General features: G+C 72.4%; 21 protein-coding genes. 5 read left to right on the forward strand and 16 right to left on the reverse strand.

From position 1 onward, the window contains the following. Positions 1–8 precede the first annotated feature (8 nt). From CLT75_RS15680 to CLT75_RS15715, 8 genes are all read right to left on the reverse strand, one after another. Positions 9–926, reverse strand: a complete 918-nt coding sequence (locus CLT75_RS15680) for an urease accessory protein UreD (protein WP_135241318.1) — start codon at positions 924–926, stop codon at positions 9–11. Beyond that, entirely contained in the window at positions 923–1,552 is a 630-nt protein-coding gene (ureG, locus tag CLT75_RS15685; protein WP_135241319.1) for an urease accessory protein UreG, read from the reverse strand. The genes CLT75_RS15680 and ureG overlap by 4 nt, the downstream gene beginning before the upstream one ends. Positions 1,553–1,586: 34 nt before the next feature. Further along, on the reverse strand, positions 1,587–2,264 hold the full coding sequence (locus tag CLT75_RS15690; RefSeq protein ID WP_244933245.1) for an urease accessory protein UreF: 678 nt from the start codon (positions 2,262–2,264) through the stop codon (positions 1,587–1,589). Between the two features lie 17 nt (positions 2,265–2,281). Continuing rightward, positions 2,282–2,845 (reverse strand): urease accessory protein UreE, encoded by a 564-nt coding sequence (locus tag CLT75_RS15695; protein WP_013475749.1) that lies wholly within the window; start codon positions 2,843–2,845, stop codon positions 2,282–2,284. Positions 2,846–2,904: 59 nt separating this feature from the next. Then, on the reverse strand, positions 2,905–4,623 hold the full coding sequence (locus tag CLT75_RS15700; RefSeq protein WP_013475748.1) for an urease subunit alpha: 1,719 nt from the start codon (positions 4,621–4,623) through the stop codon (positions 2,905–2,907). Positions 4,624–4,664: 41 nt separating this feature from the next. Then, the gene (locus CLT75_RS15705; RefSeq protein ID WP_135241320.1) at positions 4,665–5,144 is read right to left on the reverse strand and encodes an urease subunit beta; all 480 of its coding nucleotides are present in this window, start codon (positions 5,142–5,144) and stop codon (positions 4,665–4,667) included. A gap of 43 nt (positions 5,145–5,187) precedes the next feature. Continuing rightward, on the reverse strand, positions 5,188–5,490 hold the full coding sequence (locus CLT75_RS15710; RefSeq protein ID WP_013287657.1) for an urease subunit gamma: 303 nt from the start codon (positions 5,488–5,490) through the stop codon (positions 5,188–5,190). Positions 5,491–5,583: 93 nt separating this feature from the next. After that, complete coding sequence (locus CLT75_RS15715; protein ID WP_135241321.1) at positions 5,584–6,999, reverse strand: sugar porter family MFS transporter; 1,416 nt, start codon at positions 6,997–6,999, stop codon at positions 5,584–5,586. Positions 7,000–7,138: 139 nt separating this feature from the next. Between CLT75_RS15715 and CLT75_RS15720 the strand changes: the two genes are divergently transcribed. Beyond that, entirely contained in the window at positions 7,139–7,867 is a 729-nt protein-coding gene (locus CLT75_RS15720; protein ID WP_209310333.1) for a YoaK family protein, read from the forward strand. A 3-nt stretch (positions 7,868–7,870) separates the two neighbouring features. Here CLT75_RS15720 and proC read toward each other — a convergent pair whose 3' ends face one another. From proC to CLT75_RS15740, 4 genes are all read right to left on the reverse strand, one after another. Beyond that, the gene (proC, locus tag CLT75_RS15725; RefSeq protein WP_013287660.1) at positions 7,871–8,689 is read right to left on the reverse strand and encodes a pyrroline-5-carboxylate reductase; all 819 of its coding nucleotides are present in this window, start codon (positions 8,687–8,689) and stop codon (positions 7,871–7,873) included. 79 nt (positions 8,690–8,768) lie between these two features. Then, entirely contained in the window at positions 8,769–9,797 is a 1,029-nt protein-coding gene (locus CLT75_RS15730; RefSeq protein ID WP_030273929.1) for a 6-phosphofructokinase, read from the reverse strand. Between the two features lie 178 nt (positions 9,798–9,975). Then, entirely contained in the window at positions 9,976–10,479 is a 504-nt protein-coding gene (locus CLT75_RS15735) for a pyridoxamine 5'-phosphate oxidase family protein (RefSeq protein ID WP_135241322.1), read from the reverse strand. A 58-nt stretch (positions 10,480–10,537) separates the two neighbouring features. Then, positions 10,538–11,041, reverse strand: coding sequence for a polyadenylate-specific 3'-exoribonuclease AS (locus CLT75_RS15740; protein WP_091420952.1), 504 nt, complete (start codon positions 11,039–11,041; stop codon positions 10,538–10,540). A gap of 247 nt (positions 11,042–11,288) precedes the next feature. On the opposite strand from CLT75_RS15740, the gene CLT75_RS15745 reads away from it, so the two are divergent. After that, positions 11,289–11,981, forward strand: a complete 693-nt coding sequence (locus CLT75_RS15745; protein WP_013287664.1) for a Crp/Fnr family transcriptional regulator — start codon at positions 11,289–11,291, stop codon at positions 11,979–11,981. Positions 11,982–12,043: 62 nt separating this feature from the next. Here CLT75_RS15745 and CLT75_RS15750 read toward each other — a convergent pair whose 3' ends face one another. After that, positions 12,044–12,286: a hypothetical protein gene (locus CLT75_RS15750; protein ID WP_135241323.1), complete on the reverse strand. Its 243-nt coding sequence runs from the start codon at positions 12,284–12,286 to the stop codon at positions 12,044–12,046. Positions 12,287–12,425: 139 nt separating this feature from the next. Between CLT75_RS15750 and CLT75_RS15755 the strand changes: the two genes are divergently transcribed. Beyond that, on the forward strand, positions 12,426–15,893 hold the full coding sequence (locus tag CLT75_RS15755; protein ID WP_135241324.1) for an adenylate/guanylate cyclase domain-containing protein: 3,468 nt from the start codon (positions 12,426–12,428) through the stop codon (positions 15,891–15,893). Positions 15,894–15,896: 3 nt separating this feature from the next. On the opposite strand, the gene CLT75_RS15760 is transcribed toward CLT75_RS15755, so the two are convergent. Further along, on the reverse strand, positions 15,897–16,592 hold the full coding sequence (locus CLT75_RS15760) for a lysophospholipid acyltransferase family protein (RefSeq protein WP_135241325.1): 696 nt from the start codon (positions 16,590–16,592) through the stop codon (positions 15,897–15,899). Between the two features lie 186 nt (positions 16,593–16,778). Between CLT75_RS15760 and CLT75_RS15765 the strand changes: the two genes are divergently transcribed. After that, the gene (locus tag CLT75_RS15765; RefSeq protein WP_135241326.1) at positions 16,779–17,618 is read left to right on the forward strand and encodes a DUF308 domain-containing protein; all 840 of its coding nucleotides are present in this window, start codon (positions 16,779–16,781) and stop codon (positions 17,616–17,618) included. Positions 17,619–17,791: 173 nt separating this feature from the next. Then, entirely contained in the window at positions 17,792–19,210 is a 1,419-nt protein-coding gene (locus tag CLT75_RS15770) for a trehalose-6-phosphate synthase (protein WP_135241327.1), read from the forward strand. Between the two features lie 15 nt (positions 19,211–19,225). On the opposite strand, the gene CLT75_RS15775 is transcribed toward CLT75_RS15770, so the two are convergent. After that, the gene (locus CLT75_RS15775) at positions 19,226–20,050 is read right to left on the reverse strand and encodes an alpha/beta fold hydrolase (RefSeq protein ID WP_135241328.1); all 825 of its coding nucleotides are present in this window, start codon (positions 20,048–20,050) and stop codon (positions 19,226–19,228) included. Beyond that, positions 20,047–21,453, reverse strand: coding sequence for an NAD(P)-binding domain-containing protein (locus tag CLT75_RS15780; RefSeq protein ID WP_135241329.1), 1,407 nt, complete (start codon positions 21,451–21,453; stop codon positions 20,047–20,049). The genes CLT75_RS15775 and CLT75_RS15780 overlap by 4 nt, the downstream gene beginning before the upstream one ends. Positions 21,454–21,535: the final 82 nt, after the last annotated feature.

A 21,535-nucleotide genomic window follows, 5' to 3' on the forward strand; every position in this document is an offset into this window, starting at 1 on the left:
TCCTCGCCTCAACGCCAGCTGAAGACCGGCGGGAAGGTGCAGCCGGTCACCTCTTCGCGGGCGGCGACGCAGAACGCGCGTACCGCGGCGCGGACCGGTTCGGTCTCCTGACCCAGCACCTTGAACACCAGTCCGGCGTCGTTCGGCAGCCGGCTCACAGCGGTGGCCAGCGGCGTCTGCTCGTCCCACACCGGCGTCGCGGTCCGCTCGAAGACCCGGGCCGCCCGGCCCGGGTCGGTGAGCAGCACGACGTTGCCGAAGACGTGGAAGCGGTCCATCATGCCGATCCGCGTCACCGGGAACCGGCCGGGAGTGATGACGAACTTCTCCACGAACAGCGGGCGTCCGTCGGGCCGCTGCGCCCGCAGCGTGGTGGAGAACAGGTCGTACGCGAAGATCTCGCCGTCGCGGTAGTACTTGCGGCCGGGCTGGAGCACCTCGGCGTACAGCATGGTGGCGGTCTCCGGCAGCCGGACCACGGTGTCGGAGACGAACCGGCTGCGCCGGAACGGGATCACCGGTTCGGGCAGGAACTCCAGGTAGGCGTCCTCGGCCAGGGTGAAGCTCTGGGTCTGGGTGCCGTAGTTGGCGTCCATCTCCTGGATCTTGGTGGCGGCCTGGGTGACCAGGTGCGCCTGCGCGCCCGGTCCCAGGTCGACGTCCATCCGCAGCCGGTCGCCCTGGAGCACGCCGCCGGAGGTGGTGAGGATCATGACGCAGGGCAGGCCCGGCATCTCCTCGTCCCAGTACAGCGCGCGCTGCACCAGCAGCGGGGACTGCCGGAAGACGTCGCGCATGATGGTCCGGTCCTCACGCCGCTCGAACCCCAGCCGGAGGATGCCCACCTTGCCGTTCGCGGCGGCCGGCAACTGCGCCGGCTGGTCCTGGTACGGCGCGAGTTCCCGGACGGAGTCCAGAGTGGTCATGCGAGGACTTCGGCGTCGAACAGCGCGTTGCGGCGGACCAGATCCACCAGGTCGTCGATACCCTCGCCGGTCTTGCAGTTGGTGAACACGAACGGCTTGCCGCCGCGCATCAGCTCGGCGTCGCGGCCCATCACGTCCAGGTCGGCGTCGACGTACGGGGCCAGGTCGGTCTTGTTGATCACGAGGATGTCGGACTTGGAGATACCCGGGCCGTTCTTGCGCGGGATCTTGTCACCGGCCGCCACGTCGATCACGTAGATGAAGTAGTCGACGAGCGCAGGGCTGAAGGTGAGCGTGAGGTTGTCGCCGCCGCTCTCGATGAGCACGACGTCGCTGTCCGGGAACCGCGCCTCCATGTCCTCGACCGCGGCGAGGTTCATGCTGGGGTCCTCGCGAACGGCGGTGTGCGGGCAGGCGCCGGTCTCCACGCCGACGATGCGTTCCTCCACCAGCACGCCGGTCAGGGCGCGGCGGACGTGCTTGGCGTCCTCGGTGGTGACCACGTCGTTGGTGATGACGAGGATGCGCAGGCCCTGCTCGACCAGGCGGGGCACGACGGCCTCGATGATGGCCGTCTTGCCGCTGCCCACGGGGCCGCCGACGCCGATCCGACTCGCTGATTTCATTTCGAAGAGCCCTTCAGGTGGTGAGCGGGAGCGCTCAGCTCATGAACATCCGTACGTGTGCGTGCTGGTGCGCGCCGGCCAGCACGTCGAGGTGCGGCGCGAAGCTCTGCATGTCGTCGAGCCCGGCGGTCCGCACCTCCTCGTAGTCCTCGCCGACCCGCTCGTTGACCGCGAAGAGAATCGACTGGGTGTCGAGGTGGTCCACCCGCATCAGCCGGACCGCCGCGCCGAGCACCATGGAGGCCGCGCCGTACTGGTGGGCGGCGAACGCGTCCGCCTCCCCCACGCCGAGTTCGGCGAAGAGCACGCCGAGCGCGACCGGGTAGGTGACCGGGACGCCGGCGCCGCTCTCCGCGACGCGCTTGCGCAGCAGGGACTCCCCCACCACCCGTTCGGCGGCCTCGGCCAGCTTGCGCCCCATGCGGACCGTCATGGTCCGCGTCTCCTCATTGATCTTGCGCAGGTGTACGGCCTCGTCGGCCGCCCGGATCCGGTCGAGGTCGCCGGCGCGGGCGGCGCGGTGCGCCACGAGCAGCGCCACCCCGTCACCGGTGGCGGCCGCGCGGGTGACGGTACGCACGAACTCCTGCAACGTGGCCCGGTCGTGCACCGCGCCCTGCTCGACCGCCGTCTCCAGCCCGTTGGAGAAGGAGAAGGCGCCGACCGGGAAGACCGAGTCGCCGAACTGGAGCAGCTTCAGGGCCTCGGTCACCGTGGACACCCCGGCCCTCAGTTCAGGTCGGCGGGCAGGTGCGTGTGCGGGGTCGAGTCGGCCCCGCCGAACAGCCGCCGCGACTCGTGCGGGGCCAGGTACGCGATGATCTCGGTGCCGGGGATGAACTCGTGGGTGAGACCGGTGAACGCGTGGGTCCGCATCACCGAGTCCATGACCTTGCGGTCCACAGTCAGCGGGACGTACATCTTGGTGCCCTTCACCACCGCCGGCCAGTGCTGGTTGCCGATCGCGTGGCCGAGTTCGACGGCCGAGCGGATCACCATGTCCAGGGACTCCCCGTGCAGCGTGTCGAGGTGCACGACCATCACCTCGCCGAGCGCGATCCGGGCCACCACCGCGGTCGCTGTGGCGTCGTCCCACGCGAGCACGTCGCCGTCGCGCAGCCGTACGCCGCGGGCCAGGGACAGCGCCAGTTCGGTGCCGAGGCTCGTGGTCCGGCGCAGCCGGCTCTTCTGGGCGTCCCACTGGTCGAGGACCAGGTCGTCGACCTTGGCCTCCCGGAGCCGCTCGGTCCAGGCCGGCTCGTTCACGTTGCCGAGTACCGTTTCGACGAGCATGTGTTCTCCTTTCACGCGACCCCGCCGCCGGCCCGGCCGGGGGCGGGTGCCGCGCCGGGTCAGCTGAAGAAGTAGAGCTGGCTGAGGGGGAGGTTCTTGGCCGCCGGCACTGTCGCGTGCACGCCGTCCATCTTCACGGCGAAGGTCTCCGGGTCGACTTCGAGCTTCGGCGTACGGTCGTTGCGCACCATGTCGCGCTTGGTCAGGTTGCGGCAGCCGTAGACCGGCATGACCTGCCGTTGCAGGCCGAGCTGTTCGGCCACACCCGCCTCGTGCGCGGCCCGGGACACGAACGTCACGCAGTTCTTGGCGACCTGGGAACCGGTGGCGCCGAACATGGGCCGGTAGTAGACCGGCTGCGGGGTGGGCAGCGACGCGTTCGGGTCGCCCATGATCGACCAGGCGATCATGCCGCCCTTGAGCACCATCTTCGGCTTCGTGCCGAAGAACGCGGGCTCCCAGAGCACCAGGTCGGCGAGCTTGCCCGGGCTGACCGAGCCGATGACGTGCGAGACGCCCTGGGTGATGGCCGGGTTGATGGTCATCTTGGCGACGTAGCGCAGGACGCGGAAGTTGTCGTTGGCGTCGGAGTCCTCGGCCAGCTTGCCGCGGACGTTCTTCATCTGCCCGGCGAGCTGGACGGTCCGCAGCCAGGTCTCCCCCACCCGGCCCATGGCCTGCGAGTCGCTCTGCATCATCGAGATGACGCCCTCGTCGAGGAGCACGTCCTCGGCGGCGATGGTCTCGGTGCGGATCCGGCTCTCCACGAAGGCGACGTCCGAGGGCACCTTCGGGTTGAAGTTGTGACAGACCATGATCATGTCGTACAGCTCGGACTGGCTGTTGATGCCGTACGGCACCGTCGGCGTGGTCGAGGCGGGCAGCACGTTCATCTGGCCGGCGACCTTGATGATGTCCGGCGCGTGCCCGCCGCCGGCGCCCTCGGTGTGGAAGGTGTGGATGGTCCGGCCCTCGAAGGCGGCGATGCTGTCCTCGATGTAGCCGCTCTCGTTGAGCGTGTCGGTGTGGATGCTGATCTGGACGTCGTACTCGTCGGCGACGGCGAGGCAGGACCGGATCACCGCGGGCGGCGCACCCCAGTCCTCGTGGATCTTGAAGCTGGGCACCCCGGCCATGATCTGCTCGACGAGCGGCGCCCGGCCGCTGCTGTTGCCCTTGCCCAGCAGGCCGATGTTGATCGGCAGGTTCTCGAACGACCGCATCATGTTGTGGATGTTCCAGGGACCGGGCGTGATGGTGACGCCGTTGGTGCTGTCGGTCGGCCCGGTGCCGCCGCCCCACAGGGTGGTGACGCCGTTGCTGAGCGCCGCGTACACCTGCTGCGGGGTGACCAGGTGGACGTGCGCGTCGATGCCGCCGGCGGTCAGGATCAGGTGCTCGCCGGAGATCGCGTCGGTGCCCGGACCGGTCACCAGGCCCGGGGTCACCCCGTCCATGATGTTGGGGTTGCCGGCCTTGCCGATCCCGGCGATCCTGCCGTCCTTGATCCCCACGTCCGCCTTGACCACGCCGAGCAGCGCGTCCACGACGGTCACGTTGGTGATCACCAGGTCCACCACGCCCTCGGCGCTCGTGGCCTGACTGGCGCTGCCCATGCCGTCGCGCAGGGTCTTGCCGCCGCCGTACATGACCTCGTCACCGAGGACCCGCAGGTCCTTCTCGATCTCGATGTAGAGGTCGGTGTCACCCAGCCGGATCTGGTCGCCCGTGGTCGGGCCGTACATTCCGGCGTATTCCTGCCGTGAGATCTGACTCATGCGTTATCGCTCCAGCTCTGGCGCGTCTGAGAGTGGCCGGGCTACTTGCCCTTGCCCTTGCCTTGGTCCTGGCCCTTGCCCTGGTCCTGCTGCTGCGACGTGGTCTTGAAGCCGCGCGTCTGGGCCTGGTGGAGCGCCTCTTCCCGGTCCGGCCGGTAGCCGGGGATCGGTCCGTCGCCGGTCCAGCCCTGGACCAGGCCGTTGAAGCCGTACACCCGCTGGGAACCCCCGTACGGGACGAGCTGGACGGTCTTGCGGTCGCCGGGCTCGAACCGGATCGAGGTCGTGGCCGGGATGTTCAGCCGTTTGCCGAACGCCGACGGGCGGTCGAACTCCAGGAAGCGGTTGGCCTCGAAGAAGTGGAAGTGGGAGCCGACCTGGATGGGCCGGTCACCGGTGTTGTGCACGACCACCTCGGTCACCGGCCGCCCGGCGTTGAGTTCCAGAGGTTGGTCGCTGAGCTTGTAGCCGCCGATGGGCCGAAGGTGCTTGGAGTTCGGTCCCGGGTGTTGCTTCGCCATGTCGCCCCCGCTCTGCCGGAGACCGCGGCCTCCGGTCGCTGCTCTACTGGATGGGTGAGTGGACGGTGATCAGCCGTGACCCGTCGGTGAAGACCGCTTCGACCTGGAGCATCGGGATCATGTCCGCCACGCCGGGGATCACGTCGTCGGCAGTGAGCACGTGGCTCGCGTCGTTCATGACCTCCTCGACGGTCTTGCCCTCGCGCGCGCCTTCGAGCGCCGCGGCGCAGATGACCGCCACGGCCTCGGGGTGGTTGAGCTTGACCCCGCGCGCCTTGCGGGCGTTCGCGACCATCGCCAACGAGTGGATCGTCAGCTTGTCGAATTCCTTCGGCGTGAGATGCACTTCGCGATCCCTTCGTCCGCACCTTCTGTACGGTTTCAGCTATTCCGTCACGGTAGGAGCGCTTTGGTCCGCTCGCAGTCGTTCCGGGAGATTTCAGGAACCGGTGTGCGCCCGCTCGCGCCGGCCGTAGTCGGCGACCCACATCTGCTGGATCTGCTCCAGCGTCCGGCCCTTGGTCTCCGGCAGGTAGCGCCGGACGAACAGGAAGCCGAGCACGCACAGCCCGGCGAAGAGCGCGAACACGCCCGACCGGCCGAGCGCGTCGAGCAGGCTCAGGAAGAACTGCGTGATCAGGTACTCGGTGCCCCAGTGGGTCGCGGACGCGATCGCCACGCACCGGCCGCGGATCGGACCGGGATAGATCTCGTTGATCACGGTCCACGCGCCCGGGCCGATCGACACCGCGTAGAACGCGACGAAGAAGACCACGCCGACCAGCAGGAACATGCCCGAGGTGGTGATCCGGCCGTCGCCGCGCCCGCCGCCCGCACCGAGGAAGCTGACGCTCACCACGGCGAGCGAGACCGCCATCCCGGCCAGGCCGACAAGCAGCAGCGGCCGGCGGCCGACGCGGTCGAGCAGGCCCACGGCGACGAGCGCGAACGCCGCGTCCACCGCGCCGATCGCCCAGGTGGTCGCGGAGAGCTGCGCCTCCGGGGTACGGAATCCAGCCGCCGAGAAGATCGAGTCGGCGTAGTAGATGATGCCGTTGATCCCTGTCGTCTGCTGGAACAGCGCCAGCCCGACGCCCAGCGCGAGCGGACGCCGCCACTGCGGTGACAGCAGCTCCCGCCAGCTCGCCCTGCGGCCGTGCAGACTCTTCTCGATCTCGCCGAGGCGCTGCTCCACCCGCTGTTCGGGAACGGTCCGGCACAGCGACTCCCGGGCCCGGCGCCGGTCGCCCCGCTTGAGGTACCAGACCGCCGAGTCCGGCACCACCACTGTCACCAGGATCAGCGCCACGCCCAGCACGACCGCCGCGCCGAGCAGGTAGCGCCACGACTCGCCGCCGGTGAACAGCTCGTCCGCCAGATAGCCGATGAAGATCGCGAAGGTGGTCGAGAACTGATAGACCGCGAGCAGGCCGCCGCGGATCCGTTCCGGCGCCGCCTCGGCCGCGAACATGGGCCCGGCGACCGAGGCCACGCCGATGCCCACGCCGAGCAGCAGCCGCGCGCCGAGCAGCGCGCCGATGGTCGGCGCCGCGGCCTGCACGATCGTGCCGACGACGTACGCCCCGGCGGCGACCCACAGCGCGCCCCGCCGGCCGATCCGGTCGGCGAGGTGGCCACCGGCGAGCGCGCCGGCCAGCGCGCCGAGCGTCACCCAGCTCGCCGCCACCTCCACCTCGAAGGTGTCCACGTCGAACGTGTGCCGGATGTCGTGCAGCGCGCCGCTGATGACGCCCTGGTTGTAGCCGAAGAACGCGCCGGAGAGGACGACGATCGACACGATCGCCACGAGGTTGTGGCGGGGCGGTCGACCGGCCGCGCGTCCGCTCGCCGCCATGTCACCCCGTCCGCCGGCGACCGCCCACCGAAACGGCCGAAAACCTACATATCCGACATATAGTAGGTTCGCCGGAGCGGTCCGACAGCGGAACTCCCGGACGCTGCCGTGGTCGCTCCAGCACACGGACGGGGGAAGGGTGAACCGGTCGACGCCGTACGGCCCCGCGGACTCCTACCGCGAGTTCCGCCACCCGCTCGCGGCGCTCGTACTCGCCGTCGTCACCGCCGGCGCGCTGGACGCCTTCGCGTTCCTGCGGTACGGCGCGTTCGTCGCCAACCAGTCCGGAAACGCCATCTTCCTCGGCATGGGACCGGCCGGCAGGCATCCCACGTGGCCGGTCTCCGCGGCCTCGATCGTCGCGTTCGCCACCGCCGCCGGACTGGTCGACCTGCTCCGCCGCCGCACCCGGCCGGAGGCTGCGCCGCTCGTCGACATCGCGGTCACCGAGGCCGCCATGATCGTCTGGGCCGTGCTCAACCTGGCGCTCGCGTACGGCCGGGACGGGACCGCCGCGCGGGTGCTGCTCGCCGCCGCGGGCGCGGTCGCCATGGGCAGCCTCACCACCCTGGCGAGCCGGACCGCGGGCATCGCGACGCCGATCACGTACCAGTCGGACACCACGACCAAGACCGGTGAGCGGGCCGCCCGCTGGCTGCTCGGCCCCACCGCCGGCCGGGGCCGGGCCCGGCGGGGCACCCTGCTCGGGCTGCTCGCCCTGGTCAGCTACAGCGTCGGCGGCGCGGTCGGCACGCTCGCCCAGCACCGGCCCCGCTGGGTGCCGCTGTGGGGGACGCTCGCGCTGGCCGTGCTGATCCTGCTGCTCCGCCGGCACCGGCGGCCGGGACCGGCGTCGCGGCCCGGCTGAGCGTCAGTCCGCCTGGGCGGCGAGTTCCCGCGCCCGGTCCCGGGCCGCCTCCAGCGCCGCCAGCATGGCCGCGCGTACGCCGTGGTTCTCCAGCTCGCGGATCGCCGAGATGGTGGTGCCCGCGGGCGAGGTGACCGCCTCGCGCAGCTTCACCGGGTGCTCCCCGGAGTCACGCAGCATCACCGCCGAGCCGATCGCGGTCTGCACGATCAGCTCGTGCGCCACCTGACGCGGCAGGCCGAGCAGGATGCCCGCGTCGATCATCGCCTCGACCAGCAGGTAGAAGTAGGCCGGACCGGATCCGGAGAGCGCGGTGACCGCGTCCTGCTGCGACTCGGGCACCCGAACGGTGGCGCCGAGCGGGGAGAACATCTCCTCCGCCAGCGCCAGGTGCTCGCCGGTGGCGTACGCGCCCGCCGAGATCGCGCTCATCGCCTCGTCGACGAGCGCCGGGGTGTTCGTCATCACCCGGACCACGGGGGTGCCCTCGGGCAGCCGGCGGTTGAAGAACGCGGTCGGCAGACCGGCGCAGAGCGAGATGACCAGCTTGTCGGCCGGCACCTTCGGGCCGATCTCGTCCAGCAGCGCGGCGGCGTCCTGCGGCTTGACCGACACGGCCAGCACCTCGGCCTCGGTCACCGCGGTGAGGTTGTCCACCACCCGTACGCCGTAGCGGTCGGCCAGTTCCCGCGCCCGCGCCGGCCGCCGCGCGGTGGCGAGCAGCCGCTCCACCGGCCAGCCGGAACGCAGCAGCCCGGAGAGCATCAGCTCACCGATCTTGCCGGCGCCGATCACCGCGACCGTGTGCACCTCGCGTGCCATCAGCCGTACCCCTTCCCGGGTCACGTGGGCACGGCGTGGCGGGCCGGGTCGCCGGCCCGCCACGCCCGTGCGCCGTCGATCAGCTGCCGAAGAAGACCTCGGCCTCGGCGTACCGCTCCAGCGGCACGGTCTTCAGCTCGCGGGTGGCGTCGGCGAGCGGGACGCGGACGATGTCCGTGCTCTGCATCGCGACCATCTTGCCCCAGTCGCCCTCGTGCGCGGCGTCGATCGCGTGCAGGCCGAGCCGGGTGGCCAGCACCCGGTCGAACGCGGTCGGCGTGCCACCGCGCTGGATGTGGCCGAGCACCACGGTGCGGGCCTCCTTGCCGGTCTTCGCCTCCAGCTGCTCGGCCAGCCACTGGCCGATGCCGCCGAGACGGACGTGACCGAACGCGTCCAGCTCCTGGTTGTGCAGCACCATCTGGCCGTCGAGCGGCTGGGCGCCCTCGGCGACCACGACGATCGGGGCGTACTGGTGCTGGAAGCGCTTCTCGACGTAGCCGGCGACCTGCTCGACGTCGAACTGCCGCTCCGGCAGCAGGATCACGTTGGCGCCACCGGCGAGACCGGCGTGCAGGGCGATCCAGCCGGCGTGCCGGCCCATGACCTCGACCACCAGGGTGCGGTGGTGGCTCTCCGCTGTGGTGTGCAGCCGGTCGATCGCCTCCATGGCGATGTTGACGGCGGTGTCGAAGCCGAACGTGTAGTCGGTCGCACCGAGGTCGTTGTCGATCGTCTTCGGCACACCGATGACGTTGACGCCCAGCTCGTGCAGCTTGGTGGCGACGCCGAGCGTGTCCTCGCCGCCGATCGCGATCAGCGCGTCCACGCCCTGGGCGGCGAGGTTGTCCTTGATCCGCTCCACGCCGTTCTCGATCTTGAACGGGTTGGTGCGGGACGAGCCGAGGATGGTGCCGCCGCGCGGCAGGATGCCACGCACCTCGGCGATGCCGAGCGGCTTGGTCAGGCCCTCGAGCGGGCCCTTCCAGCCGTCCCGGAAGCCCACGAACTCGTGACCGTAGGTGGCGACGCCCTTGCGGACCACCGCCCGAATCACCGCGTTGAGACCTGGGCAGTCGCCGCCGCCGGTGAGCACGCCGATACGCATGATCTGCTCATCCTCCTGGAGCATCAGGTGAAGCCCGGATAAGCCCCAGGATATGTGTCAGATCAGACCATCGGCGCCGTTGCCGGCCCGGGGCGGGCCGTCACTGCGCACTGTAGTCGGCGCAGGTGTACGTCGACACCGCACCCCGGGCCGTTCCGGACGGCGGACGGGCTACCCGTCAGTAGCTGACCTCGTGGTTCTCCCCCGCCTTCGGCGGCTTGCCGGTCACCGCCGCCTTGGCGAAGCCGAGCAGGTTGACCACGGTGCTGCCGGGCGAGTCCCAGTACTCCGCCGACCCGGCGTGCACCTTGATCAACGTGATCCCGGGCGTGTCCAGCCCGTCCGGGAACCACGCCTTCAGCACCGGGCTCCACAGCTCCTTCGCCCGGTCCGGGTCCCACTCCTCGGTGGCGGTGCCGGCCACCGACACCCAGGCGTGGTGGCGCTGGTCGGAGAAACCGACGTTCACCTGCGGGTTGACCCGGATCTGCCGCACCTTCGCCGAGTCGGCGTAGGCGAAGAACCACAGGTCGCCGTCGAAGTCCGCCTCCTGCAACCCCATCGGGCGGCTGATCAGACGCCCGTCCACGCCGGTGGTGGTGAGCAGGCAGATCCGGGCGTCCCTGATCAGCTCGGTGACCCGGCGGCGGGCGTCCGCGGCATTGGTCGGCTCATGGCTCATGGGGCACTCCTGTCTCGGATCGGCGTAGATGCCGCTCCCGTGCCCTGGGCGGAACCGGTCAAACCTCCCGCGCCGTCATCGCCCGCCACCGCGCCAGGTTGTGCCGCGCGTCGACGAGCGCGTCGTGCCGGTCGGCCTCGGCGTCCGGCAGCCGGGGGCGGCCCCGGTCGTCCCAGAGCTGGCGCAGCTCCTTGGTGAAGCGGGGGATCTCCCGGGGCAGCGCCGGCATCGCGCCCCAGAGCTGGGCCAGCACGACGTGGTCGTACGCGGCGTACCAGGCCCACAGCTCCAGCTGCTCGCCCGGCCGGTCCCGCACCGGCTCCAGCAGGAACTCGTGCAGGTCGTCGCGGATGCGCTCCCGGGAGCGCCAGGCCCGGTCGGCCGGCGACGGGAGCTTGTCCAGCACGTTGCGCCGCACCCAGGGCACCGCCCGGGAGTCGTCGAACTCGGTGGAGACCGCGTAGAACTCGCGGCCGTACTCGTCGACGACGCCGATCGACACCAGGTCGACGATGCGGCCGTCCTCGATGAATTCGCAGTCGTAGAAATAGCGGTAGACCATCGCCCCCATCCTCGCCCATCACCGGCACGCACCGGTCGCCGGGGCGTCCGCCGAGGTCGGCGGGCGTGCCGGCGGCGGCCGGGCATGGTCACGGAAGTGTTTCCGGGGGTGTACAGCACGCGACGAGAGCGTCATGATCTGATGTGTACCGCCGTCGGGCGCCGAACCGGTTGAGCTGCCTCGTACCGGGAATGACAGCTTCACCCGGTGTGCGAGTCGTGACTTCTGACCGGGGAGGGGTTGAGCCGTGGAGTCTCGCCTGCCGGAGCCGGGTGACGCGCTCACGGGTGTGGAGATGTTCGCCGGGCTCGAGCCGGAGGTGCGGCAGCGTGTCATCGCCGCGGCCGTACCGCGCACGTACCGCAAGGGCCAGCTGCTCTTCGTCGAGAACGACCCCGGCGAGTCGCTGATCGTGCTGCGCCGGGGCGCGGTGGCGGTGTTCCGCACCGCCCCGACCGGCGAACGCGCGGTGCTGTCGGTGATCCGACCCCCGGACGTGCTCGGCGAGGTGTCCCTGTTGGACGCCTCCACCCGCTCGGCGTCGGCCGAGGCGATCGAGGACTGCGCCGCGCTGGCGTTGTCCCGGCCCGCGTTCATGGAGCTGGTGCACTCCAACCCGCGCATCCTGGACGCGGTGATGCGCTCGCTGGGCCAGCTGATCCGCCGGCTCACCGAGCAGAACGCCGACCACGTCTTCCTCGACCTGCCCGGCCGGGTGGCCAAGACGCTGGTCCGGCTCGCCGGCGAGAGCCAGGCCCCGATGATCACCATCGAGCTGAACCAGAGCCAGCTCGCCGAGATGGCGGGCGGTTCCCGGCAGAGCGTCAACCAGGCCATCGGCTCGTTCGCCAGCCGGGGCTGGCTGCGCACCGAGGGACGCCGCATCGTGGTCACCGACGTGGCCGCGCTGCGCCGCCGGGCCGGCATGAACGACCGCTGACACGACGACGGCGGGGGCCGGCGGTCGTCCCGCCGGCCCCCGCCGCGTTCGTCGTACGCCGGTCAGTCGTCCTTGGTGTCGGCCGGGGGCGAGCTCGGACCCGGGCCGATCTTCGACGGGTCGGTCTTCTTCGGCGGGGTCGTCGTGGTGGTCGTGGTCTCGGTCGATCCGCTACCCGCGGGCTGCTCCACCATGCCTTTTTCCTCCAGTTCGGCGAGGGTTACGGCGTCCACGTCGACCGTGTCGCCGACGGCCCACACCGTCCCCCGTGGATCGGTCCATGAGGCGGACAGCCGGACGTGCACGGCAAACTCCCTGTCGACGGGACTTCCTGCTAGGGGAGACTAGACCCGGCCGAACAGCCGTGACGTCCCGCCGACCCGTCGGGTACCCGACTGCGCGGCCGCGCGGGACACTGGGGACCTCACGCGTACGGAGCCGGACATCGACCTCACCTGTGGACACTGCGCCCGGACCGCCGGGCCGGACGACCGTTTCTGCGGTGGGTGCGGTCGCCCGCTGGCAGCTTCCTGCCCGGGCTGCGGCCACGCCAACGACACCGGCGCCAACTTCTGCACCAACTGCGGTCAGCCGCTGCGCGACCACGCGGTCACCGTGCAGGAGGACCGCCGCCAGGTGAGCGTGCTCTTCATCGACATCGTCGACTTCACGACGTACGCCGAGCGGGCCGACCCGGAGCAGGCCCGCAGCCTGCAGCAGGTCTACTTCGCCACGGTGCGCCGGCTGGTGCACCAGTACGGCGGCGTGGTGGAGAAGTACATCGGCGACGCGGTCATGGCGCTGTTCGGCGCGCCGGTCGCCACCGACAACGACGCGCTGCGCTGCGTACGCGCCGGGCTGGAGCTGCAACGCAGCCTGGCCCGGCAGCCGGCCGGCCCGCACCCGCCGCTCGGGTTCCGGGTCGGCATCGCCACCGGCGAGGCCCTGGTCGACCTGGCCGCGGCGCGCGACGGCGGCCAGGCGTTCGTCACCGGCGACGTGGTGAACACCGCCAGCCGGTTGCAGGGGCTGGCCCCGGTCGGCGGCGTGGTGGTCGACGAGAGCACCTGGGCGGCCACCCGGCGCGAGATGGAGTACGACGACCAGCCGCCGGTGACGTTGCGCGGCCGCTCGGCGGTGAGCCGGATCTGGCTGGCCGTGCGGGCGCGGCCCCGGCGCGACGGGCAGACCGCCGAGCTGACCCCGATGGTCGACCGGGACCACGAGCGGGGCCTGCTGGTCAGCGCGCTGCACCGCACGCTCACCGAGCGCACCTCGCAGCTGCTCACCGTTTTCGGCCCGGCCGGGGTGGGCAAGAGCCGGCTGCTGCGCGAGCTGGCCCGGCACGCCGCCAGCCTGCCCGGCACCCGGGTCACCTGGCTGACCGGTCAGTGCCCGCCGTTCGGCGAGAACGTCACCTACGCGGCACTGGCCGACATCGTCCGGAGCTGGGCCGGGCTGACCGGAGCGGACGACCCGGCCGCCAGCCGGGACCGGCTGCGCGAGCGACTGGGCCGCCTCGCCGACCCGCACGCGGTACGGCTGGCCGAGGCGCTCGGCCCGCTCGTCGGCGTCTCCGGGGAACGGCTCACCTCGGCCGAGACCGAGGCGGCGTGGCGGCGGTTCCTGCTCACCCTGGCCGCGACCGGTCCCACGGTGCTCGTCTTCGAGGACATGCACTGGGCCGACGAGGCGATGCTGTCCTTCGTCGAGCAGCTCGGCGCGGCGGCCCGCAACGTGCCGCTGCTCGTCGTCGCGACCGCCCGGCCGGAGCTGCGCGAGCGGCACCCGGCCTGGACCGGCACGATCAGCGGGGCGATGTCCATCTCGGTGCCGCCGATGCACGACGGCGACATCGACACGCTCTACTCGCTGCTGCTCGGTCAGGCCACGCTGCCGCAGGAGGCGCGCGCGCCGCTGATCGAGTTCGCCGACGGCAACCCGCTCTACGCCCAGGAGTACGCGCGGATGCTGCTCGACGGCGGGCTGGCCGAGCGGGCGGCCGGGCTGGCGCTCGTCGACCCGGCCGGCGGCGCCGGGATGCCGCGTACCGTGCAGGCGGTCATCGCCAACCGGCTGGACCTGCTCGACCCGGCCGACCGCGCGGTGCTCCAGGCCGCGTCGGTGGTCGGCGTGCAGTTCTGGGCCGCTCCGGTGGCGCTGGCGCTCGGCCGCCCGGTGGAGTGGGTCGAGCGCGCGCTGCACCACCTCCAGCGGCGTGACCTCGTCTACGAGCTGCCCGTCTCGACCATGCCCGGTCAGGCGGAGTACCGCTTCCGGCACGTGCTGGTCCGGGACGTCTGCTATCAGCGGCTGCCCCGGGCCGAGCGGGTCGCCCGGCACCAGCGCACCGCCGACTGGCTGGAGCAGCTCGCCGACGGCCGGCAGCACGACCTGGCCGAGGTGCTGGCCAACCACAGGTGGGCGGCGCACGAGATCGCCCGTACCGTCGGGCTGGACCAGGCACCGCACGCCGCCGCGACCCGGTCCGCGCTGCACCGGGCCGCGCGCCGGGCGTACGACCTGCACGCGCTGGAGACCGCCGCCACGCTCGTGGACCGCGCGTTGAGCGTGGAGTGCGGCCCGGACCCGGCACTCGAACTGTTCCGGGCCGAGCTGGCGTTCTACCGGGACCGTGACGGCTTCCTCGACGGCGGCGGGACGGCGCTGCTCACCACCCTGGCCGACCGGCTGACCGGCGCCGGTGACCGGCCCGGCGCGGCGAAGGCGTGGCGGCTGCTGGCCACGGCGGCCTTCGCGCGGGCCGACCGTTCGGAGCTGATGCGCTGCCTGGACCGGGCGATCGGGCTGCACGCCACGCTGCCGGACAGCGAGGACAAGGTGGGCGTGCTGCTGGAGCTGGCCCGGGCGCACATGCTCGACGCGGAGACCGAGCCGGCGTGCGTGGCCGCGCGTACCGCCGCCGAGCTGGCCGAGCGGCTGGGGCTGCGCGAGGCCCGGGCGAACGCGCGCATCACGCTCGCCGTGGTCCGCTACCAGGCCGGCGCCGAGGAGGCGTACGCCGAACTGGCCGAGGTGACCGAGGAGTGCCGGGTGGAGCGGCTGACCAGCCGACGCCGCGCGGTGCACAACCTGGCCTGGGTGCTGCAGGAGGAGGGTGACCTGACCGGCTCGGCCCGGCTGGTCGACGAGCAGCGCTCACTGGACCTGGCCGGCGAGCACGCCCTGACGGTGAGCTTCAGCGACCAGTGGGCCCGGTCGTACTACAGCGGGGACTGGACGTCGGCGCTGCGGATGGCCGAGGGGTCGACGCGGCGCCCGACCGACGAGTGGGACCTGCACATCGTGGCCGTGTCCGGCTGGATCCGGGCGCTCGGCGACGACCCGGCCGGCCCGGGCACCGGCGAGGACCTGGTGGACCAGGCGCTCGTGGCGGCCCGACGCAGCGGCTTCCAGCGCGTGCTGCGCTCCACGCTGGCGCACGCCGCGCTCTGCCGCGCGGTGCAGGGCCGCCGGGACGAGGCGGTGGCGCTGCTGTCCGAGCTGGACGAGGACTGGCGGCAGACCCGGATGATCCCGTTCGCCGAGTGGGTGCCGGCGGTCGGCCACGTCGCCGCGCTGCTCGGCGGCGACGCCGCGGTGCTGGTGCGCGACCTGCTGGCACGCTCGCCGCGGACCACCCGCTGGGCGCGGGCCGCCGGGCGGTCGGCCGAGGCGGCGCTGGCCCGGGGCGACGGCGACGCCGCGCGGGCGGGCCGGCTGCTCACCACCGCGGCCGAGGGGTACGCGGAGATGACCGACGTCACCGACCAGATGATCGCGTCCGCGCTGGCGGTGGGGCCGTTGACCGAGGCGGATCCGCCGGCCGCGGCGGCGACGCTGGACCGGGTACGCGCGTTCGCCGGCCGGCACGCCGCCACCGGGCTGCTCCGGATCGCCGGGGTGGGCTGAGGGTCAGGCCGGGAGCGGCTGCCGTGCCGGGGCGCTCTTGGCCTTCTGCGCGTACGTGTCGACGTACTCGCGGCCGGACAGCTCCATCAGCTCGTACATGATCTCGTCGGTGACCGCCCGCTCGACGAACCGGTCGCCGGCCATCCCGGCGTAGCGGGAGAAGTCCAGCGGCGGGCCGAAGCGGATCCGCACCCGGCCCGGGTTCGGGATGATCTGGCCGGTGGGCTGGATCGCGTCGGAGTTGAGCATGGCCATCGGCACGACCGGGGCGCCGCTCTCCAGCGCCAGCCGGGCCACGCCGGTCTTGCCCCGGTAGAGCCGGCCGTCCGGCGAGCGGGTGCCCTCGGGGTAGATCCCGGCGATGCCGCCGGCGCGCAGCACGGAGAGCTGGGTGTCGAGGGCGGCGCGGGCGGCCCGCCCGCCGGAGCGGTCGACCGGGATGGTGCCGGAGCCGACGAAGAACATCTTGGTGAGCCGGCCCTTGAGGCCCTTACCGGTGAAGTATTCGGCTTTCGCGATGAAGGTGACTTTTCGCTTGACGATCAGCGGTGTGAAGATCGAATCCGAGAAGGAGAGGTGGTTGCTCGCCAGGATCACCGGGCCGGTGGCCGGAACGTGCTCCAGCCCTTCCACCTGCGGACGGAAGATCAGCCTCAGCAGCGGGCCGAGAACGACGTACTTCAGCAGCCAGTACAGCACCGGCGTCCTTCCCGTGTCGGTGGCGGCGGACGGGTCGCCGCGTGGCCCCGCGGGCGCCGGTGGCGTCCACGGGAGTCCGGGAAGAGGGTACGAACGACGAGCGGCACGCCACAACGCACTCCCGGAACCGGGTGCCGACGTGTCACGATTCAGGGCACGGGCAGGGATCGGCGAAGGGGGTGTCCGGTGTCAGGGGGCGGGCCCCGTCGGGGACGACGGGACAACGGGCTCGACGCGGCCGAGTACGCGGTCGCGGGCGACGTCGATCCACGCGTCGGCGAGCACCTGCTCGACGTGCTCGCCGCCGGTGGCATCGCGGCCTACCTCCAGCCCTCGGCCGACCTGAACCCGGTGACCCGCACCACCACCGTTCCGGCCCGCCCGGTCGACCGGCTCTACGTCGACAGGTCGCACCTGACCACCGCCCGCGACTACCTGACCCAGCTCGCCGACGAGGGCGCGGGTGACCCGCCGCGCGCCGACGAGCCGGACATCGAGGCCGAGTGGGCGAAGATCGTCGCCGGTTTCCACACCGCGCCGAGCGCCGGCAGCCACCCCTGGCCCGCCGCCGAGGACGTGGACGACCCACCGGCGCCGGGCACCGCAGCGGGCGGCCGGGCCGAGGAGCCCGCCGGCCCGACCGCCACCGACGTGTGCCGGCTGCCGTACGCCGCGGACGTCTCCGGCGTCTCGCTCAGCCGGGACCGCCACGACGAGCCCTCGCTGCTCGACGGCCTGGACACGTTCGGGGCGAACCTGCCCGACGAGGCGTCGGACGAGGATCACTACACCCCGCCTCCGCCGCCCCCGCTGCCCCGCTTCTCCAAGTACGCGGTGCTCGGCGTGGCCTGCATCGTGCTCGGCTTCCTGCTGTTCCTGTCCCCCACCGTGGTGTCGCTGGTCGACCCGTCGGTGGTCACGCTGCTCGGCTTCACCGGCATCTTGGCCGGTTTCGTGATGCTGATCTGGCGGCTGCGTCCGGGCGACCGGGACGACCACGACCCGGACGACGGCGCGGTCGTCTGACACCCGTCGCCGGGCGCTGCCCGGATGCCGGGACGCCGCCCGCCCTGGGCCGGGGCGTAACAAGCGTGTAACTTACAGTCAGTAGGAATAGGCTGAACGTCACGTCCCGCACCGGCTGTCCGGCTTGCGTCTCCTTCCGGGTCGCCGGTCCCCTGCTGAGCGGATTGCCCGAGATGCGACAGAGCCCCCTCGTGGTGGTGGCCAACCGCCTCCCCATCGACGACAGCGTGGCGCCCGACGGCGCCTTCGAGTGGCGCCGCAGCCCCGGCGGCCTGGTGAGCGCCCTGCACCCGCTGCTCCGGCAGACACCCGCCACCTGGGTGGGCTGGGCCGGCGGCACCGGTCCCGCGCCCGAGCTGCCGGATGTGGACGGCGTGCGCATGCACACCGTGCCGCTGAGCGCCGAGGACTTCCGCGACCACTACGAGGGCTTCGCCAACGCCACCCTCTGGCCGCTCTACCACGACGCCGTGGAGCAGCCGGAGTACCACCGCCGCTGGTGGGAGGCGTACCAGCGGGTCAACCAGCGGTTCGCCGAGGCCGCGGCCCAGGTGGCCGAGCCGGGCGGCCTGGTCTGGGTGCAGGACTACCACCTCCAGCTGGTGCCGGGCCTGCTCCGCGACCTGCGCCCCGACCTGCGGATCGGGTTCTTCCTGCACGTGCCGTTCCCGCCACCGGAACTGTTCATGCAGCTGCCCCGCCGGGCCGAGCTGCTGCGCGGCATGCTCGGCGCCGACCTGGTCGGCTTCCAGCGCGCCCAGGCAGCGCACAACTTCGCCCAGCTCGCCGCCAAGGTGCTCGGCCTGCCCGCCACCGACCGGCGGATCGGCGTGGACGGCCGGGTGGTGCGCATCGGCGCCTTCCCGGTCGCGATCGACACCGCCGAGGTGTCCGCGCTCGCCGCCCGCCCCGAGGTCGCCGAGCGGGCCCGCCGGCTGCGGCAGGACCTCGGCCGGCCCGAGCACGTGATCCTCAGCGTCGACCGGATGGACTACACGAAGGGCATCGAGCAGCGCCTCAAGGCGTACCGGGAGCTGCTCGCCAACGGCGACATCAAGGTCCGCGACACGGTGCTGGTCCAGGTGGCGGTGCCCAGCCGCGACCGGGTGGCGCAGTACCAGATCCTGCGCGACCGGGTGGAGCACCAGGTCGGCCGGATCAACGGTGAGTTCGGCCGGGTCGGCGAACCGGCGATCCACTACCTCACCCAGCCGTTCGACCGCGCCGAACTGGTGGCGCTCTACCGGGTCGCGGACGTGATGGCGGTGACGCCGCTGCGCGACGGCATGAACCTGGTCGCCAAGGAGTACGTGGCGGCCCGCGTCGACGGCACCGGCGCGCTGCTGCTGAGCGAGTTCGCCGGCGCCGCCTCCGAACTGGAGCAGGCGTACCTGGTCAACCCGCACGACCTCGACGGCCTCAAACAGGGGCTGCTGGCCGCGCTGCGCGCCGGCCCGGAGGACGTCGAGACCCGGATGCGCGCGATGCGCGACCACCTGGCCCACAACGACATCCACGCCTGGGCGGCGTCCTACCTCAGCGCGCTGGAGGAGAGCGGAACGCTCGTCGGCCGCCGCCCCGCCGCCAGGTGACCGGAGCCCCGGCGCTCACCCATGGGCGGGCGCCGGGTCCTTGTCCAGCCAGTCCAGGATCGCGTCGATCGGCTCCCGCCAGCGGGCGTCGAGCATCAGGTCGTGCCCCATGCCGGGGAACAGCAGCGGCGCCGAGGCGTACCGCCGGGCGGCCCTGGTCAGCGCCGTCGCCGGCAGCACCCGGTCGTCCGGGCTGCCGAGCACCAGCACCGGCGGGCGGCCCACCGCCGGCTCCGGGGACCGGCCGGTCAGCAGCTGCCACTGCGCCCGCCGCCCGGCCCGGCCCAGCCGGGCCAGGTGCCGCCGCGCGTCGGCGTCCGGCAGCTCCCGGCTGAACAACTGCCGCCGGTTGAGCCGCAGCCCGGCACCGAACACCGCCGGCACCGTGCCGACCGGGTTGCGCCGCAACGCCGTGCCGAACGTCGCCCAGCCGCCGAGCACCGGCGCCACCAGCACCGCGGCCCGCGCCGGGTAGCGGGCCATCGCGTGCGCCACGACCCGGGCGCCGGCGCCGTGCCCCACCAGCACCGCCTGCCGCGGCAGGCTCGCCGCCACCTGCGTCACGTCATGGGTGTACGACCGCAGCGTCGCCTCCGGCGCCGGCTCGCTCTCGCCGTGCCCGCGCAGGCTCAGCGCGTACGCCGGGAAGCCGCGACCGGCGGCGTGCCCCAGCCAGTGCTCGGCGAACGCCCACGCGCCGTGCCCGAACCCGGGCACGAACAGCAGCGGCGGCTTCGCCTCCTCCCGCTCCGGCAGGGCGGCGAGCACCTCCCGGCGGGCGGGCCGTTCCGGCCGGGCCCACTCCCAGGACCGGACCACCCGCACCCGCTCGGCCGTCATTTGGTGCCCTCCAGCTCGTGCAGCGCCCGCTGGAGCGCGCGCAGGTAGTCGGCGTGCCCGACCTCGAACCAGTGCCGGGTGCTGTCCTTGACCTTCGCCGAGTACCGCTCGCCCAGACCCTCCCGGACCTTGCGGTCGAACGCGGCGGCCCGCTCCGGCCGGGTGGCGCGCAGCGTGAGCAGCCGGGCGAACAGCACGCTCTGCCAGTGCGAGATCGGGAAGATGCCGGAGTCCGGCTGCACCAGGCCGACCACGGCGAGAGTGGGATGACCGGCGGTGAACGCGTTGAGCCACAGCCGGGGCCGCCCGGAGCCGTCCTCGTCGCCGAGCACCCGGCCCTTGAGGAACTCGAAGCGCGGCAGGTAGCCGGTGGCGAAGACGACCAGTTCCGGGTCGATCCGCCGGCCGTCGGTCAGCTCCACCGCGCGGTCGTCGAACCGGGCCACGTCCGGCACCGGCGTGATCTCGCCGTGGCCGACGTAGTAGACGAGCTGGCTGTTGGCGATCGGGTGCGTCTCGTAGACCCGGTGGTCCGGCTTGGGCATGCCGAACCGGGTCAGGTCGCCGACGGTCAGCCGCAGCGTCCAGTGGTAGAGCCACTGCCGTACGCGCAGCGGCACCCGCAGCGCCAGCAGCGTGTCGTTGACCTGGTCGGCGGGGCGGCCGAGGACGTACTTCGGGGCGTACCAGTAGCCACGGCGGGTGGAGTGCCAGCAGTGCGACGCCTGCTGCGCCGCCTCGACCGCGATGTCGCAGCCGGTGTTGCCGGCGCCGACCACGAGCACCCGCTTGCCGCGCAGCTGCGCCGGGTCCTTGTAGGACGAGGCGTGCATGACCTCGCCGCGGAACTCCTCCAGCCCCTCGTAGCGGGGCAGCTTCGGCGACCAGTTGTGGCCGTTGGCGAGCACCACCGCGGCGTACCGGGAGGTGCGCTCGGGGCCGTAGCCGCCGGTGCTGCGCGTCGTCACGTCCCAGCGGTCCCCCTCGACCGGCTCGATGCGGACCACCTCGGTGCCGAACCAGACGTGCTGGCGCAGGTCGAAGTGGTCGGCGTACCGCTCGAAGTAGGACAGCAGCTGGCTGTGGTGCGGGTAGTCCGGCCAGTCGTCGGGCATCGGGAAGTCGGGGAACTGGGTGAACGGCCGGGACGAGATCAGGTGCGTGCTGCCGTACACCGGGCTGCGGTCGTGCCGCCAGTTCCAGGCGCCGCCGACGCCCGTCTCCCGCTCGTAGCAGTCCACGCCGAAGCCGGCCTCGCGGAGGTTCTTCACGGCGGTCAGGCCGCTGGCGCCGGCGCCGATGACGCAGACCGTGTCACCCCGGTCGGAGACCGGGCGGTCGTCGCGGACCGGGACGTCCGTCCGGTCCGGATCGGGGCGGCCGAGGTCGGTGGAGGAGGACACCGGGAATTCTCCTTTGTGCGGCACGCGTGCCGGGTCGGAGCGAAATCCTGCCGAGAATGCCCGCCGTTGTCCAGCCACCGGA

Source organism: Micromonospora sp. CNZ285 (assembly GCF_004637285.1).

Bases quoted from the DNA above. Each gene is read 5' to 3' on its own strand.
- CLT75_RS15680 (WP_135241318.1), bottom strand. From the start codon at position 926: ATGACCACTCTGGACTCCGTCCGGGAACTCGCGCCGTACCAGGACCAG.
- ureG (WP_135241319.1), bottom strand. From the start codon at position 1,552: ATGAAATCAGCGAGTCGGATCGGCGTCGGCGGCCCCGTGGGCAGCGGC.
- CLT75_RS15695 (WP_013475749.1), bottom strand. From the start codon at position 2,845: ATGCTCGTCGAAACGGTACTCGGCAACGTGAACGAGCCGGCCTGGACC.
- CLT75_RS15700 (WP_013475748.1), bottom strand. From the start codon at position 4,623: ATGAGTCAGATCTCACGGCAGGAATACGCCGGAATGTACGGCCCGACC.
- CLT75_RS15705 (WP_135241320.1), bottom strand. From the start codon at position 5,144: ATGGCGAAGCAACACCCGGGACCGAACTCCAAGCACCTTCGGCCCATC.
- CLT75_RS15715 (WP_135241321.1), bottom strand. From the start codon at position 6,999: ATGGCGGCGAGCGGACGCGCGGCCGGTCGACCGCCCCGCCACAACCTC.
- proC (WP_013287660.1), bottom strand. From the start codon at position 8,689: ATGGCACGCGAGGTGCACACGGTCGCGGTGATCGGCGCCGGCAAGATC.
- CLT75_RS15730 (WP_030273929.1), bottom strand. From the start codon at position 9,797: ATGCGTATCGGCGTGCTCACCGGCGGCGGCGACTGCCCAGGTCTCAAC.
- CLT75_RS15735 (WP_135241322.1), bottom strand. From the start codon at position 10,479: ATGAGCCATGAGCCGACCAATGCCGCGGACGCCCGCCGCCGGGTCACC.
- CLT75_RS15740 (WP_091420952.1), bottom strand. From the start codon at position 11,041: ATGGTCTACCGCTATTTCTACGACTGCGAATTCATCGAGGACGGCCGC.
- CLT75_RS15770 (WP_135241327.1), top strand. From the start codon at position 17,792: ATGCGACAGAGCCCCCTCGTGGTGGTGGCCAACCGCCTCCCCATCGAC.
- CLT75_RS15775 (WP_135241328.1), bottom strand. From the start codon at position 20,050: ATGACGGCCGAGCGGGTGCGGGTGGTCCGGTCCTGGGAGTGGGCCCGG.